This window comes from Flavobacterium kochi (assembly GCF_048286715.1).
Lineage (GTDB): Bacteria > Bacteroidota > Bacteroidia > Flavobacteriales > Flavobacteriaceae > Flavobacterium.
Map to the genome: position 1 here is coordinate 182097 of NZ_JBLVPW010000005.1, position 15784 is coordinate 197880.

The 15784-nt window shown below is 34.5% G+C and carries 15 protein-coding genes; 9 read left to right on the forward strand and 6 right to left on the reverse strand.

Annotation, left to right across the window (positions count from 1 at the left end; genetic code table 11):
• Positions 1 to 21: 21 nt before the first annotated feature.
• From purB to ACNQGH_RS06460, 3 genes are all read left to right on the forward strand, one after another.
• Positions 22 to 1368: an adenylosuccinate lyase gene (gene purB, locus ACNQGH_RS06450; protein WP_417955160.1), complete on the forward strand. Its 1347-nt coding sequence runs from the start codon at positions 22 to 24 to the stop codon at positions 1366 to 1368.
• An 18-nt stretch (positions 1369 to 1386) separates the two neighbouring features.
• On the forward strand, positions 1387 to 2172 hold the full coding sequence (locus ACNQGH_RS06455) for a polysaccharide deacetylase family protein (protein ID WP_417955161.1): 786 nt from the start codon (positions 1387 to 1389) through the stop codon (positions 2170 to 2172).
• Positions 2173 to 2342: 170 nt separating this feature from the next.
• Positions 2343 to 4583: a cation:proton antiporter domain-containing protein gene (locus ACNQGH_RS06460; RefSeq protein ID WP_417955162.1), complete on the forward strand. Its 2241-nt coding sequence runs from the start codon at positions 2343 to 2345 to the stop codon at positions 4581 to 4583.
• 60 nt (positions 4584 to 4643) lie between these two features.
• On the opposite strand, the gene guaB is transcribed toward ACNQGH_RS06460, so the two are convergent.
• Positions 4644 to 6116 (reverse strand): IMP dehydrogenase, encoded by a 1473-nt coding sequence (gene guaB / locus ACNQGH_RS06465; protein ID WP_417955163.1) that lies wholly within the window; start codon positions 6114 to 6116, stop codon positions 4644 to 4646.
• A 160-nt stretch (positions 6117 to 6276) separates the two neighbouring features.
• Between guaB and ACNQGH_RS06470 the strand changes: the two genes are divergently transcribed.
• Together ACNQGH_RS06470 and ACNQGH_RS06475 are read left to right on the forward strand one after the other, a co-directional pair.
• A complete protein-coding gene (locus ACNQGH_RS06470) occupies positions 6277 to 6684 on the forward strand; it encodes a cation-transporting P-type ATPase (RefSeq protein WP_417955164.1) in 408 nt (135 codons plus the stop codon).
• A 102-nt stretch (positions 6685 to 6786) separates the two neighbouring features.
• A complete protein-coding gene (locus ACNQGH_RS06475; RefSeq protein ID WP_417955165.1) occupies positions 6787 to 7446 on the forward strand; it encodes a cation transporting ATPase C-terminal domain-containing protein in 660 nt (219 codons plus the stop codon).
• A 35-nt stretch (positions 7447 to 7481) separates the two neighbouring features.
• On the opposite strand, the gene ACNQGH_RS06480 is transcribed toward ACNQGH_RS06475, so the two are convergent.
• The 4 genes from ACNQGH_RS06480 to ACNQGH_RS06495 all read right to left on the reverse strand — a co-directional run bounded on the left by ACNQGH_RS06480 (position 7482) and on the right by ACNQGH_RS06495 (position 11735).
• On the reverse strand, positions 7482 to 8888 hold the full coding sequence (locus ACNQGH_RS06480) for a DUF5723 family protein (protein WP_417955166.1): 1407 nt from the start codon (positions 8886 to 8888) through the stop codon (positions 7482 to 7484).
• A complete protein-coding gene (locus ACNQGH_RS06485; protein ID WP_417955167.1) occupies positions 8885 to 9436 on the reverse strand; it encodes a hypothetical protein in 552 nt (183 codons plus the stop codon). Before ACNQGH_RS06485 ends, ACNQGH_RS06480 begins: the two co-directional genes overlap by 4 nt.
• 109 nt (positions 9437 to 9545) lie before the next feature.
• The gene (locus ACNQGH_RS06490) at positions 9546 to 10409 is read right to left on the reverse strand and encodes a hydroxymethylglutaryl-CoA lyase (RefSeq protein ID WP_417955168.1); all 864 of its coding nucleotides are present in this window, start codon (positions 10407 to 10409) and stop codon (positions 9546 to 9548) included.
• A gap of 303 nt (positions 10410 to 10712) precedes the next feature.
• Positions 10713 to 11735, reverse strand: a complete 1023-nt coding sequence (locus tag ACNQGH_RS06495) for a quinone-dependent dihydroorotate dehydrogenase (RefSeq protein ID WP_417955169.1) — start codon at positions 11733 to 11735, stop codon at positions 10713 to 10715.
• A 403-nt stretch (positions 11736 to 12138) separates the two neighbouring features.
• Between ACNQGH_RS06495 and ACNQGH_RS06500 the strand changes: the two genes are divergently transcribed.
• The 4 genes from ACNQGH_RS06500 (at position 12139) to ACNQGH_RS06515 (ending at position 15421) form a co-directional block, all read left to right on the forward strand.
• Positions 12139 to 12561, forward strand: a complete 423-nt coding sequence (locus tag ACNQGH_RS06500; protein WP_417955170.1) for a DUF1003 domain-containing protein — start codon at positions 12139 to 12141, stop codon at positions 12559 to 12561.
• Positions 12562 to 12786: 225 nt separating this feature from the next.
• On the forward strand, positions 12787 to 14064 hold the full coding sequence (gene pepT, locus ACNQGH_RS06505; RefSeq protein WP_417955171.1) for a peptidase T: 1278 nt from the start codon (positions 12787 to 12789) through the stop codon (positions 14062 to 14064).
• Positions 14065 to 14652: a YdeI/OmpD-associated family protein gene (locus ACNQGH_RS06510; protein WP_417955172.1), complete on the forward strand. Its 588-nt coding sequence runs from the start codon at positions 14065 to 14067 to the stop codon at positions 14650 to 14652.
• A 328-nt stretch (positions 14653 to 14980) separates the two neighbouring features.
• Positions 14981 to 15421, forward strand: coding sequence for a hypothetical protein (locus ACNQGH_RS06515; protein ID WP_417955173.1), 441 nt, complete (start codon positions 14981 to 14983; stop codon positions 15419 to 15421).
• A gap of 76 nt (positions 15422 to 15497) precedes the next feature.
• Here ACNQGH_RS06515 and yajC read toward each other — a convergent pair whose 3' ends face one another.
• Entirely contained in the window at positions 15498 to 15770 is a 273-nt protein-coding gene (yajC, locus tag ACNQGH_RS06520) for a preprotein translocase subunit YajC (protein WP_417955174.1), read from the reverse strand.
• Between the last annotated feature and the right edge of the window lie 14 nt (positions 15771 to 15784).

Below are 15784 nucleotides of genomic sequence, written 5' to 3' on the forward strand. Positions count from 1 at the left end.
TTTCGAACAAACAACACAACAATGACTACTTTAAACGAATTGAATGCTATATCGCCAATAGACGGAAGATATAGAAACAAGACTATTTCGCTGGCTCCATTTTTCTCTGAAGAAGCTTTAATCAAATACCGCGTATTAGTTGAAATTGAATATTTTATTGCTTTGTGCGAAGTTCCTTTGCCACAACTTAAAAATGTAAACCCGAATTTATTCGAAAGCTTACGCAACATTTATAAAAATTTCTCTACCCAGGATGCACTTTGGATAAAAGAAACCGAAAAAGTAACCAATCACGATGTAAAAGCGGTTGAATATTTCATTAAAGATGCTTTTGAGAAATTAGGTTTGTCACAATTCAAAGAGTTTATTCACTTTGGATTGACTTCTCAGGACATTAATAATACTGCAATTCCGCTTTCTACAAAAGAAGCTTTCGAAAAAGTATACATGCCTTCTTTGATTACTTTAACTTCAAAGCTGAAAGATTTAAGTATGGAATGGAAGGACATTCCTATGCTTGCCCGTACACATGGACAGCCTGCTTCTCCAACTCGTTTGGGTAAAGAAATTTGTGTTTTTGTAGAACGTCTGGAAGAACAAATGCGTTTGTTGTTTAATATTCCTTTTGCAGCTAAATTTGGCGGTGCAACAGGGAATTACAATGCCCATCATGTGGCCTATCCACAAATTGACTGGAGAAATTTTGGAAGGAAATTTGTTGAAGAAAATCTGGGTTTACACCACTCCTTCCCCACTACACAAATTGAACATTATGATCATTTCGCAGCATTTTTTGATGCTTTAAAAAGAATAAATACGATTATCATTGATTTAGACAGAGATATTTGGACGTATGTTTCAATGGAATATTTCAAGCAAAAAATCAAAGCGGGAGAGATTGGCTCTTCGGCGATGCCACATAAAGTAAACCCTATTGATTTTGAAAATTCGGAAGGGAATTTAGGGATTGCAAATGCTATTTTTGAACATTTATCAGCTAAATTACCATTGTCAAGATTACAACGTGATTTAACAGACAGCACGGTTTTAAGAAATATTGGTGTACCAATGGGACACACCATAATCGCTTTTGAAGCTACTTTGAAAGGATTAAACAAATTGTTATTGAACGAACCAAAATTTCACGAAGATTTAGAAAAAAACTGGGCGGTTGTTGCTGAAGCGATACAAACAATTTTACGTCGCGAAGCCTATCCTAATCCTTATGAAGCATTGAAAGGATTAACAAGAACCAATGAAGCGATTGACAAAAAAGCAATTCATGGTTTTATTGCAACATTAGAAGTTTCAAATGAAATTAAAGCAGAATTAATGCAAATCACTCCAAGTAATTTCTTGGGTATTTAAACAAAAAACAACTACAAAGTGCAAAGCAATACGAACAAAAAACTCTTTAAATTCATATTACTTTGCACTTTTTTTTTATTTTCCTGCGAGAATAAAAAGCCTTATATAAAAAGCAAAACCACTGATTCTAATGCCGGCGTTGTAATCTCATTTGACGACACCAGTGTAAATGAATGGTACCAGGCAGATAAAACATTACGTAAGTATTCCTGGAAAGCTACTTTTTGCGTTTCTAAAATCAATACGTTAAATCATTCCGAAATAACTAAACTTTTGGCATTGCAAAATGAAGGTCATGAAATTTCAGGACATGGCCTGCATCATTTTGATGCTCCTAAATATGTTGCCAAAAATGGAATTGACGCCTATATTAATCAGGAAATAAATCCAATGCTTGCTTTAATGCATTATTATTCCTTTAAAGTAACTTCATTTGCATATCCTTTTGGCTTTAGAAATCCTGATACAGATGTTGCCCTTTTAAAAAAATTTAAAATTATTAGAGGAACAACTTACGGCGCTGAAGATCCTTTTTTCCAAAATTGCTATTTTAATAATACAAAATTAGTTTTTGCAATAGGCATTGATACAGATCATCCTAATTTCAGCATTCCGTATCTTATAAAACTATTAGATTATGCCAAACGAAAGCATAAAATCCTACTATTGTTTGGTCATAAACCCGTCGTGAATGTTACAGCCAATTATCAGACCAAAATGGAAACATTAAAACTGATTTGCAATTATGTCAAACGGCATAATATGACATTTTATAGTTTATCTGAATTGAGCAATTTAAAATAAGATATCATTCATTGCAACAGTGAAATGTATTAATTTTATAAAAACACAAATACTTCTGGCAAAATAGCCCAGACAGGTAGTGAAAATCCTCGAAAAAAAAGATTATGGGCGGGTCCCAAAACTTCGGGATTGAAATGCAGGGCTGGAAGAGCTTCTAAAAATAAAAACCTATGAGTACAGTAGCAGCAGTAGCGGAAGCATCACATCACTTGAAGCCATTAATAAGCGATTTGGGACTAATCCTCATGACAGCAGGGGTTGCTGTTTTATTGTTTAAAAAAATCAGGCAACCGCTCGTTTTGGGTTATTTAATTGCTGGATTTTTGGCTGGAAATCATTTTGATTTTTTTCCTTCCGTGACAGATATTAAAAGTGTGGAGGTTTGGGCAGAAATTGGAGTGATCTTTTTACTGTTCAGTTTAGGATTGGAATTCAGTTTTAAGAAACTGATGAAAGTAGGCGGAACTGCATCTATTACCGCAATTACTCAAATTTTGACCATGGTGCTTGTTGGTTTTATCGTAGGACAATGGATGGATTGGTCAAAAATGGACAGTATCTTTTTAGGCGTTATTCTTTCGATTTCGTCAACGACAATTATTCTGAAAACATTTGATGAATTGGGTGTAAAAGCACAAAAGTTTGCAGGAATAGTAATAGGTTCGCTTATTGTTCAGGATATCATTGCCATTTTGATGATGGTTTTACTTTCTACTGTTGCAGTGAGCCAACAATTTTCAGGAGGAGAATTATTTCAATCCGTTCTGAAATTAGTATTCTTCTTAACGATATGGTTTGTTGGAGGCATCTTTTTTATTCCAACACTACTCAAAAGAGCGAAACATTTATTGTCAGATGAAATGTTGCTTATTATTTCACTCGCCTTATGTTTGATGATGGTAATTCTTGCGGCGGATGTTGGTTTTTCACCAGCTCTTGGTGCGTTTATCATGGGTTCAATCATTGCTGAAACAACGCAGGCAGAACATATTGAACATTTAGTAAAGCCTGTTAAGGATTTGTTCGGAGCTATTTTCTTTGTGTCAGTAGGAATGTTAATTAATCCGCAAACACTGTATGCGCACGCAATTCCTGTAATGATTTTGACATTCGTTACTATTTTTGGTCAGTCGATAAGTTCAACAATTGGCGCATTGCTTTCCGGACAACCTTTAAAACAATCGGTACAAACGGGAATGAGTTTGTCACAAATTGGTGAATTTTCATTTATCATTGCAACATTGGGAATGACACTACATGTAACAAGTTCTTTCTTGTATCCTATAGTGGTAGCGGTTTCGGCGGTAACGACATTTACCACTCCTTTTATGATAAAAATGGCTACTCCGTTTTCAGAATTTTTGGCAAAAAAATTGCCCAGAAAATGGACTAAAAAAATTGAACGATATAGTGCGAATGCACAGGCCATTAAATCAGTCAGTAATTGGCAGATTGTAATCAATGCTTATATCGTTCAAGTTGTTGTTTACTCCGTAATTATATTTGCTACTATTTTACTTTCATCGAAATATCTTTTGCCATTGGTTACTGATTTTAAATTTGGTAAGGTATTAGGAGCATTAATTACTTTAGTAGTACTTTCTCCTTTCCTATGGGCACTTTCATTACGTCGTGTTGCAGTAAATGAAGTAGCCATTTTACTGGAAGAACGAAAATATCGTGGGCCAATTGTGATGATGTTTCTTTTTAGATTACTGCTTACCATATTTTTCATCGGCTTTTTTTTAAATATTTTCTTTTCTCCAATTGTTGCTTTCATCACGTTGATTGTAGCGTTAGCCGTTTATTTTGCTTTTCAAAAAAGATTAAATGCACAGTATCATAAAATCGAAAATCATTTCTTAAAAAATCTACATGCCCGAGAAATTACAAAAGCCAAAAGAAGCCGAAGCGATTTATCCCCTTGGGATGGGCACATGACTTTTTTCGATATTGCAAATGAGTCCAACATTGCAGGAAAGACATTGGAAGAATTAAAAATCAGAGAGCAAATAGGAATAAATATTGCATTTATCAAGCGAGGCGATATTATGATCAATATTCCCAACAAAAACGAACGCTTATTTCCAGGCGATGAAATATGCGTGATAGGAACCGATTCTCAAGTAGCAGCATTTAAATCCTATTTGGACCAGCATGAAATAGATGTTCCAGATGCATTATCCGAAACTGAAATCGTATTGCGACAAATAGAATTGAAGAACGAAGCATTCATTGGAAAAAGTATCCGTCAATCACAATTACGAGAAAAAACTAGTGGACTGATTGTAGGAATAGAAAAAAAAGGAAACCGAATTCTTAATCCGGAATCGAATATTATTCTTGAGAAAAATGACATCCTCTGGATTGTAGGTGACAAAAAATTGTTAGCCGATTTGGTTCATAATTAGACCTAAAAAAAGTGCAAGAAATAAATCCTTGCACTTTTTTATTTTTATCTTCAGACTATTTTATCTTGAATAATTTGGAGCTTCTTTTGTTATCGTTACATTATGTGGATGACTTTCGTTGATTCCACTTGCAGTAATACGAACAAAACGACCCGTTTCTTGCAAAGTTGGAATATCTTTTGACCCACAATAACCCATTCCGGCACGAAGACCACCAATGAATTGTTGCATGCTTTCATTCAATTCTCCTTTGTAAGGAACACGTCCCACGATTCCTTCCGGCACCAATTTCTTAACATCATCTTCCACATCCTGAAAATAACGATCTTTAGATCCTTCCTGCATCGCTTCAACAGAACCCATTCCGCGGTATGATTTGAATTTTCTTCCTTCGAAAATAATAGTTTCTCCAGGAGACTCCATTGTTCCGGCTAGTAAAGAACCTAACATCACACAATCCGCACCCGCAGCAATAGCTTTGGGAATATCACCTGTATACCGAATTCCCCCATCAGCAATTACGGGAACACCAGTGCCTTTAATTGCTGCAGCCACTTCAAGTACTGCAGAAAATTGAGGAAACCCAACACCTGCAACGATGCGAGTAGTACAAATAGAACCAGGTCCTATTCCAACTTTCACACCATCCGCACCATTTTCAACAAGATATTTGGCTGCTTCAGCAGTGGCAATATTACCAACAATAACGTCTAATTCAGGGAATTTAGCTTTAACTAATTTCAGTACATCTACCACTCCTTTTGTATGTCCGTGAGCGGTATCGATTATAACTGCATCTACCCCCGCATTAACCAAAGCAGTAGCTCTTTCAACAGCATCTGCAGTAACACCTAATGCAGCCGCTACGCGTAAACGTCCATATTTGTCTTTATTTGCATTTGGTTTTTGAGTCAATTTGGTAATGTCTCTAAACGTAATTAAACCTACTAATTTATAATCAGCATTTACTACTGGAAGTTTTTCGATTTTATACCCTTGCAAAACAACTTCAGCTTGTTCCAGCGAAGTTCCTTCGGCAACTGTTACCAAGTTTTCACTTGTCATTATCTCAATAATAGGTCTGGCATTATTTTTTTCGAAACGTAAATCTCTATTGGTAACAATACCCTTAAGTTTTTTATTTTCATCAACAATTGGAATACCACCAATCCCGAATTCTTTCATAGCATTTTTAGCATCGGCTACAGTCGAAGTCAACGGCAAAGTCACAGGATCTATAATCATCCCCGACTCGGCACGTTTTACTTTACGTACTTTAGCAGCTTGTTGCTCGATAGTCATGTTTTTATGTAAAACACCAATCCCTCCTTCTTGCGCCATAGCAATAGCCATTGCACTTTCGGTAACCGTATCCATAGCTGCGGATACAATAGGAACGTTAAGCGTTATATTTCTTGAAAATTTTGATTGGATACTCACTTCGCGTGGAAGAACATTTGAGTAATTGGGAACTAATAGTACATCATCGTAAGTTAATCCTTCACCGATAATCTTAGAATTGTGTGCGATCATTGCAATTTGTAGTTGTAGTTAAATTGCGTGCAAATATACACAATCTTAAGCAAAAAACCACTACCTATTATAATAAATGATTAAATTGCAGTTTAAAGCATTTAAATTAGATGTTTTTCCTACCTGTTTACGCTCTATAAATTTGATTTATTCTTATCCAATGACAGAAACTAAACAAGAAATAAAAGGACTTTCAGATACTGAAGTTTTGCAATCAAGAGCAAAGTACGGTTCTAATTCTATCTCTCATCAGGATACAAATAATTTTTGTACTTCTTTAATCGAAATGATTAAAGAACCTATGTTTTTGTTACTTATAACTGCAACCAGCACCTATTTTATTACAGGAGATTTTGGTAATGAAATTTTCATGGCCGCAGCTATAGTATTGGTTTCTGCTATTTCGCTTTATCAGGAATCAAAAAGCAGATATGCGATTGAAGCCCTCAAAAAATTATCTCAGCCCAAATGTAAAGTCATTCGTAACAGCGAAATTATCGAAATCCCAAGCGAGGAAATTGTTGTTGGTGATTTCATTCAAACAGAAGAAGGCACCTTTGTACCTTAAAATCAGCACATATAGGAATTGCCATGGGTAAAAAAGGAACCGAAATTGCCAAGCAGGCAGCCAATCTTATCCTTATTGACGATGATTTTTCTAAAATGATAGATGCCATTGCTATGGGAAGATATATATATTAATCTAAAAAAAGCCATACAATACATCATTTCCATACACATCCCAACCATCATGATTGTCTTGATTCCTTTGGCATTAGAATGGATTTACCCAAATATTTTTTCACCGGTTCATGTCATTTTTCTAGAGATAATTATGGGGCCAACCTGCTCTATCATTTATGAAAATGAACCAATGGAGCCCAATTTGATGTTACTCAAACCAAGACCTATTACCAATACTTTTTTTAATCTTAAAGAGATTGCCATTAGTATTGTCCAAGGCCTAATAATTACAATTGGACTTTTATTCGTCTATCGCTATTGCGTGGCAGAACATTGCTCCGAAAGTGCGACAAGAACCACCGTTTTCCTTACGCTGATTACGGCAAATATTTTACTGACACTTACCAACCGATCTTTCCATTATTCGATAGTTACCACAATCCGATATAAAAACAATTTAGTCCTAATGATCATCGGGGTAACGATTCTAATCACAGCTTTATTACTGTTTGTTCCCCTACTTGCTCATTTTTTTCAATTCGAAAGAGTTTCTGCTTTTCAAATAGTTTTGAGTATTCTAGTTGGATTTGCTTCGGTGCTCTGGATAGAAATTCACAAATGGTTTCAAAGAAAAAATCATACCTAAAACTCCGTCAACACAAAAGACAATATGGTAATAATCTAATTTTCCTCTTTAAAAAATCCCTCATGATCTTTAAAAATAACATTAAGTCCCAATTGAAAAGAAAGACTATTGGCTTTCGACAGGTCATGATAGGCTAACAGATTATCTGCCAGGGCATATAAATTGAGCTTTCCAAGTTGTGCGGACAGTCCCAATCCAATATTTTTATAAGAATACGAATCTAAAGTATAGGTAGCTTTCATTTGCAAATTATTAAGAATATTCCTTCTGTAATAAGTCGTAAAAGCTATAAAAGGCGTCCTTGGAGTTGACATAACAAATAATTGAGCGCCGATAGCATTTCTATAACTGGAATCACTGCCACTGCAATTACAGCCTTCACTTCTTGAATCGTCAAACGAATATTGAAGAGATGAATTAAACTTCGCCGGACGCCAGGTCGTATATTTAGTATATAGTGTATCTAATGGAATCGCGTCTTTAAATTCCTGATAAACATTTCCTCCTGAATTCCCATTTGTAAATTTCGGAGTTATCCCATCATATTTATAATACCCTTTTAGTGTAAAAGTCTCCACATCTTTAGCATGTTTTATAAATCCAACGTCAACAATACTTGCCGTAAACTGAATATTTTTTTTGGGATAATAGGTCAGCCCGGCGTCAAAACCAAGTCCTAAATCACCTCCAAAAAAAGCTTTTTTAGAAAAATCTTTTGCTGCGTCTCCTGAATAATTCTCATCAATATATTTTGAAATCCCAGAAGTATTGAGTTCTAAATTCGAAGAAATAACTTGCTCGTATATGCCATTATTAGAAGGAATGGTATAAATATATCCAGCATTTTTAGTCGATGTAGCATTAAAAGCGCTGGAATAAATCTTTCCTCTAACCCCAATAATTAAATTTTCATTTATATTCTTATGATATCCGATATGAAGAACCGAAAGCATTTCAGCCTTTACGTTTAAATCCCCCAAATCAAACACTTTTCCCAAATAATTTTTATTCCCATCCAAAGCAAGTATGGCTAAATCTTTCGGCATGAAACTCAGAAAATCAAATTCGTGGTACATCCCAAAAGAAATATATGCTTTGTCTTGCCAGTCCCCTATTTTAAAACCACCATTGAATAATTCTATTTGCTCATTTATTGTAGCTTTATCCCTTCTGGTAGTTGAGAATACTACATTTCGCAATTTTACATTAAAATCAACCCCGTCATTTGCAAATAAATCATAAGCCGAGAATCCGCTCGAGCCTATGTTGGCGGAAATACCAGATAATAAGGGAATTCCAAAATACCACTTGTACTTCACATCAGAACCCGGATTTGTCATTAAAGACTGCGGTACTGAAGTGAAATTATATAAAATTTGTTTGTTTTGAGAAATACATTCGGCCGATACAAATAGAACAAAAAGCAAAATTATTTTTTTCATTCTACAATTAAATAAGCGGTTACACTTGAACGTAATTTTAAACTCCCTGTGCTGCTCTCACTTAAAACAGGACCGGGAAGCATTTTAAGAATGAAAGCAATTTTAGTGGTTCTTTTTAATAAATCAAGTTTAGCATTTGCAAATACATCAGTTTTACGGACCAGGTTTTCGACACCAGTATAAGCGGGTATAGCAAAGGTAGTAGAATATAGAGTCTGATTATTTTTGTCCAGATAGACCAGATCTAAAGTATAGGCTCTAGTTATAGTATTATTGATTTCAAAATAGAATTCGGCTTTTGTTAAATTGTCTTTAAAAAAAGCATCATTAAAAATATCAATCGTTGGTGTGTCAACCGTTAAAGTCTGTTCTACACCATTCGTAACAAATTGATTTGCGGGAACGTCAAAATAGGCTAAATTCGTAATAAAAACAGGTTCTAATTTCAAATCATTGACCTGATTAAAGTCAAGATCACTTGTACATGAAAAGAAAAGCAGTACCGGAATTAGCATTCCTAAAACCCTATTAAACACCAGTGGTTTCATTTTATTATTTGTTAAAATAAATCTCATAACTACTAAATTGCGAACACATCAAAGTTCTTCTTTTTATTATTATTTGTCACTATTTTAAATCTAAAATACTTCTTTTTTTTTAATGAAACGCTCCAAACAACTTAGAAGCCTCATTATAAGCACTTTCAAAACTCATCGGACTAACATTTGTATTTTCCTTTTGCGAAGTGAAATAAGACAATAATTTCTCCGTAGGCATATTCCCTGTTAAGTCATCCGTTGCCATTGGACACCCGCCAAAGCCTTGAATAGCACCGTCAAAACGACGGCAACCGGCTTTGTAAGCGGCATCTATTTTCTCAAACCACTTATCAGGTGTGGTATGAAGATGAGCGCCAAACTCTATTTCAGGATATTTTGGAATTAAATTGGAAAATAAATAGGAAATCACATTTGGTGTTGAACTACCCACCGTATCCGAAAGCGAAAGAATTTTAACTCCCATATCAGATAATTTTTGCGTCCATTCACCTACTATTTCCGTGCTCCATGGATCACCATAGGGATTACCAAAACCCATAGAAAGATAGGCCACCACTTCTTTATTGCTTTTATAGGCAATTTCCAGAATTTCTTGTAACGTGATTAAAGATTCTGCTATTGTTTTGTGTGTATTTCGCATTTGAAAATTCTCAGAAATTGAAAACGGAAAACCTAAATAGTGTATTTCAGGATGAACAGAAGCCAGAGAAGCACCTTGTGTATTGGCAATAATTGCAAGAAGTTTGCTGCTGGTCTGAGACAAATCAAGCTGTGCCAGAACTGCTGCGGTATCCTGCATTTGCGGAATCGCTTTTGGCGAAACAAAACTCCCAAAATCTATGGTATCAAATCCTACGCGCAATAACGATTGTATGTAAGACACCTTTCGTTCTGTCGGAATAAATTGTTTAATACCTTGCATGGCATCACGTGGACATTCTATAATTTTTATTGGCTCCATAGAAAACCAAAGATAGAAAAACAATTATGAATTTTAAATTTCATTGCATTGATATTATTACATCTTTTAGTAACAATTAAAATAGCACTTAATTTGGCAATAAATAGCTTTTTAATTTTTTAAACGGGACATCATTTTTTAATTATATTTGAAATATGATAAATATAATCATTGTGACAGAAACCTGCCATCTAAACTTTGGACGAGAAGCAAAAAAAAACAGGGACTTACTGAATAGGTCTTTATTGGTACACTATTGAGTTTCGGAATCGCAATCGTGACAGGTCTTTAGTAGCATCCGGATTACTGCAATCTTTCCAAAATTTTCTTGTTTATTGCTTTTACTAAAGCTGGCCCTTCATAAATAAAGCCGGTATACAATTGCACCAAACAGGCCCCCGCTTCTAGTTTTTCTATAGCATCGTCAGCAGAATGGATTCCTCCTACTCCAATAATTGGGAAGGCTTTATTGCTTTTTTCTGATAAAAATCGGATCACTTCGGTAGAACGTTTTGCCAATGGTTTTCCTGACAACCCGCCCATTTCTGATTTGTTTTCCGATTGTAATCCTTCCCGTGAAATGGTGGTATTAGTTGCAATAACCCCTGCGATTTTAGTTTCTTTGATAATAGCTATAATGTCCAGTAATTGCTCATCGGTTAAATCGGGAGCAATTTTCAGGAGAATTGGTTTTTGCTTTGGCTTGGCCAAATTCTTATTTTGCAATGTTTGTAATAATTGTGTCAACGGCTCCTTGTCTTGTAAAGCACGAAGATTCGGCGTATTTGGAGAACTCACATTCACCACAAAATAGTCCACATAATCATATAAAGCTTCAAAACAAATTTCGTAATCTGAAGTTGCTTCTTCATTTGGTGTCAGCTTGTTTTTTCCAATATTTCCACCGATTAAAACATCTTTATTGCTTTTCAATCGTGCTACAGCTTCCTGAACACCACCATTATTAAATCCCATTCTATTGATAATCGCGTTATCCTCTTTAAGACGGAACAAACGCTTTTTAGGGTTTCCTTCCTGTCCTTTTGGGGTAAGAGTACCTATTTCGATAAAACCAAAACCAAAGCTGGATAATTCTTTATACAACTTGGCATCTTTATCAAAACCAGCAGCTAAACCTACCGGATTTTTAAATTTTAATCCAAAAACTTCGGTTTCTAATCTTGGGTCATTTACCTCGTATAGCAATTTAAAAACAAATGAAAATCCCGGAATTTTAGACAAGAAACGGATCAATGAAAAAGTAAAATAGTGAACCTTTTCGGGATCAAAACAAAAAAGTACCGGGCGAATAAGTAATTTATACATGGTTGTTGTGTTGGTGCTGCAAAAATAGAACTATCTATTCGATAATTAAATATTTGGAAAATAATTTTACAAATCATTTTCATTTATTTGGAAACAATCATTAACTGCATAAATGCCATTACCTTTTTATTAAATCGCAAACCAATACTAACCGTCTTATCTTCAAAACTATAGGATACTTTAATTAATTACTGTTCGTGTTTTATATTAAACTAAAAAAACTGATCCCTTATAAGATTTTTTGTATCCGCTAAAACACATATATTTACTCTAAATACATTTCAGTTAAATGTTTATAGCCTTTGGATAAATGCAGGATTTTCATCTAAGGGCAACAATTCGTTAAACTTAATTTTAATATTATAATTAAACTCTTTTTTAAATTAAACTAAATGTTATACCTATGATTAATCACAAAAACTGGCACGAAAAACACATTGAAACATTAAGCGTTGGCAGCCGTTTAGCGGATTCAGTGGCAAAAGGAATGGGTTCATGGAAATTTATTATTGTTCAAACCATTTTAGTAATGCTTTGGATGGCATTAAACCTGGTTGGCTTTATGTATCACTGGGATGTATATCCATTTATTTTACTAAATCTTCTTTTTTCAACACAGGCAGCATATGCTGCACCTATTATTATGATGTCGCAAAACAGACAAAGTGATAGAGACAGGGTACAAGCACAGGCGGATTACCAAACGAATATAGAGGCGAAACTTGAAATTGAAGCTTTGACGCTAAAATTGAATAAATTAGAGGTAGAAAAATTAGATGTGATTATTGCAATATTGCAAGAAATGAAGAAAAGTTCAGTGCAATAAAAGCTACAAATCTTCTGAAGCAGTTTAGGACAAATTCTAGCTATTATAATCATTGGAAAAGCATGTCATTTCTTCATTTATTATGTTAAGTATTTAATCAAATCTTAGGTTTTTAGCGTATTCATTCCGTTTCGTTTTAATAGAAATAAAGAAAAGACAAACCCATCCAGGCCGGAATGATTCTCTAAATAAACTGTATATTTGTCTTTCATTAAAAAACCTTTTATGCAACATATTATTGACCGTTTTGTCAGTTACGCAACCATAGATACAGAATCTGATCCCAACTCAGAAACCACACCCAGCACTGAAAAACAATGGAATTTAGCCAACAAACTAGTTGAGGAATTGAAAGCTATTGGAATGCAAGAAGTGACAATAGACGACAAAGCCTATATCATGGCTACTTTGCCAAGTAATGTAGAGCATCAGGTGCCTACGATTGGGTTTATTTCTCACTTTGATACTTCTCCAGATTTTAGCGGTGCCAATGTGAAACCTCAAATTGTTGCTAATTATGATGGCAAAGATATTGTGTTAAATGCCGATAAAAATATTGTACTATCACCTGCTTATTTTAAAGATTTGTTGCTTTACAAAGGGCAAACTTTGATTACCACCGACGGAACAACCCTGTTGGGAGCCGATGATAAAGCAGGAATTACCGAAATTGTTACCGCAATGGAATTCCTTATCAAAAATCCAGATATCAAACACGGAAAAATTAGAGTCGGCTTTACACCAGACGAAGAAATAGGTCGTGGTGCTCACCATTTTGATGTGGACAAATTTGGAGCTGAATGGGCCTACACTATGGATGGTAGCCAAGTAGGCGAATTGGAATATGAAAATTTTAATGCGGCTGGCGCCAAAATCATTTTCAAAGGCAAAAGCGTTCATCCAGGATATGCTAAAGGCAAAATGATTAATTCCATGTTGATTGCCAACGATTTTATAAATGAATTACCAAAAGAGGAAACACCCCAAGAAACTAGAGGTTATGAAGGTTTTTTCCATGTGCATCATTTAACGGGAAGCATTGAAGAAACGGTATTGGAACTTATCATTCGGGATCATAACAAGAAAAAGTTTGAAAAACGCAAAGAATTAATCGAAAAAATTACTCGAAAAATCAATAAGAAATTTGCGAAACAATTTGGCGAAGATATTGTTATTACTGAGATAAAAGACCAATATTACAATATGAAAGAAAAGGTTTTACCAGTAAAACACATTGTGGATATTGCAGAAAAGGCTATGAGACAATTGGACATAAAACCACTTATAAAAGCTATTCGTGGCGGAACAGATGGTTCTCAATTATCGTATAAAGGGTTGCCTTGTCCAAATATTTTTGCCGGCGGTCATAATTTTCACGGAAAATATGAATATGTCCCTGTAGAAAGCATGCAAAAAGCAGTTAACGTAATTGTAAAAATTATTGAATTGACTGCGGCAGGTGATTTCACTAAAACGGAAGAAACAGCTAAAAAGAAAAAATAATTGGAGCCACCTAAAACCAATACAACGATCTGGGACAAAGTCAATAATTGGTCGGAAGAACTAGAATTTCTGAAATCAATTATTGCTCAAACAGAACTTATTGAAACCACGAAATGGGGCGGTTCTGTTTATGTACTCAATAGTAAAAATGTGCTCGGAATTGGAGGGTTCAAAAACTATTTCACTATTTGGTTTTTTAATGGTGTTTTTCTTAAAGATGAAAAACAGGTTTTGGTTAATGCGCAGGAAGGCGTTACTAAATCATTACGTCAATGGCGTTTTTCATCAAAAGAAGAAGTCGATGAGGCTGTAGTGCTACATTATATCCATGAAGTCATTGAAAATGAAAAACAAGGAAAAAATCTTAAACCTGAAAAAGGAAAAAAAATAGTTTCTGAACTTTTACAAAAGGAATTAGACGCTGATACAAATTTAGTGGAAGCTTTTCTAAAATTCTCTCCTTACAAACAAAAGGAATTCCTAGAGTATATTGAAACGGCAAAAAGAGAAGAAACCAAACATTCCCGAATCGAAAAAATAAAGCCAATGATTATAGAAAACATTGGGTTAAATGACAAATACCGATAAAATCAAATCCCATCTCTGGAAAGCCAGGTTGGGATTTTTTTATGACCTCAATAGAATAAAACAAGGTACTCCACCATTCAGCTTGCACTGTCGCTATACCCGTTTCGCTTTCCAAAGATCTCCTTAAAGCTTTTAAAAAAGAAATCCTGCCAATTTAAACTTTCTTTATTGGTTTCAAATTTGATAACATTTTTTTTTAACTGTACTGAAAAACTTAACATTAACCAGTCCATTAAATCACTATATTTACTTATAACACTTTTCATTTTGTTAAAACCATAACAACTATTGGTTAATTATATTAAAATAATACTAATAATACTAAAATATGACACAAAAGAAAGAAGCGGAAACTGTTCCAATAGCTACCGCAAAACCAGCAATTGCCAAGCCAATTAGGGCTAGACAAACTAAAGTAACCAAACCTTCAGAACCTGTTGAAGTAATAGCACCGGTAACCGAGCCGGCAATTGAAGAAATTACAACAGAAACTATAGAGTTTTCTGCCATTAGTCTCGATCAAGACAATGCTATTTCAGATAAGAAAGACAGTAAAAAGAAGGCTAAAAAGAAATTAAAAATGAAAGAAAAAGACAAAAAAAAGGCTAAAAAAGCCGCTGCGAAACAAAAAGCTAAAGTAAAAGCAAAAAAGGCAAAAAAAGCCAAAAAGGATAAAGCTAAAAAAGCAAAAGTCAAAGCGAAGATAAAAGCTAAAAAGGCCAAAGCAAAATCTAAAAAAGCAAAAAAAGCGAAGAAGAATAAAAAATAATCTATTTATTTTTTATTTGAAAAAGTCCCAATGCGAATGGAATCGGTTGGGACTTTTTTAATTCATTAAAGCGAAATTATTTTTTGCTCAATGACGCACTCATTTCCATAGAAATAGCAGAACGCTCCATCTTAAGTTTACCTGACATCGTTTCAACAACGACAGTAGTATCAGCTAACTCAGAAACTTTTCCGTGAAGACCACTTTTGGTAATGATTTTGTCTCCTACTTTCAAAGTGCTTTCAAATTCTTTTTCGTTTTTAGCTTTTTTTTGTTGTGGTCTGATCATAAAGAAATAGATTACCACAAACATTAATAGAAACGGCGCAAATTGAGTTAATTGTCCCATAATTTTAATTCTCT

Excerpts from the sequence above, each read along its gene's own strand:
- ACNQGH_RS06515 (WP_417955173.1), top strand. The coding sequence starts at position 14,981 with ATGACACAAAAGAAAGAAGCGGAAACTGTTCCAATAGCTACCGCAAAA.
- ACNQGH_RS06490 (WP_417955168.1), bottom strand. The coding sequence starts at position 10,409 with ATGGAGCCAATAAAAATTATAGAATGTCCACGTGATGCCATGCAAGGT.
- ACNQGH_RS06460 (WP_417955162.1), top strand. The coding sequence starts at position 2,343 with ATGAGTACAGTAGCAGCAGTAGCGGAAGCATCACATCACTTGAAGCCA.
- pepT (WP_417955171.1), top strand. The coding sequence starts at position 12,787 with ATGCAACATATTATTGACCGTTTTGTCAGTTACGCAACCATAGATACA.
- ACNQGH_RS06495 (WP_417955169.1), bottom strand. The coding sequence starts at position 11,735 with ATGTATAAATTACTTATTCGCCCGGTACTTTTTTGTTTTGATCCCGAA.
- ACNQGH_RS06500 (WP_417955170.1), top strand. The coding sequence starts at position 12,139 with ATGATTAATCACAAAAACTGGCACGAAAAACACATTGAAACATTAAGC.
- yajC (WP_417955174.1), bottom strand. The coding sequence starts at position 15,770 with ATGGGACAATTAACTCAATTTGCGCCGTTTCTATTAATGTTTGTGGTA.
- ACNQGH_RS06470 (WP_417955164.1), top strand. The coding sequence starts at position 6,277 with ATGACAGAAACTAAACAAGAAATAAAAGGACTTTCAGATACTGAAGTT.
- guaB (WP_417955163.1), bottom strand. The coding sequence starts at position 6,116 with ATGATCGCACACAATTCTAAGATTATCGGTGAAGGATTAACTTACGAT.
- ACNQGH_RS06480 (WP_417955166.1), bottom strand. The coding sequence starts at position 8,888 with ATGAAAAAAATAATTTTGCTTTTTGTTCTATTTGTATCGGCCGAATGT.
- purB (WP_417955160.1), top strand. The coding sequence starts at position 22 with ATGACTACTTTAAACGAATTGAATGCTATATCGCCAATAGACGGAAGA.
- ACNQGH_RS06485 (WP_417955167.1), bottom strand. The coding sequence starts at position 9,436 with ATGAAACCACTGGTGTTTAATAGGGTTTTAGGAATGCTAATTCCGGTA.
- ACNQGH_RS06475 (WP_417955165.1), top strand. The coding sequence starts at position 6,787 with ATGCCATTGCTATGGGAAGATATATATATTAATCTAAAAAAAGCCATA.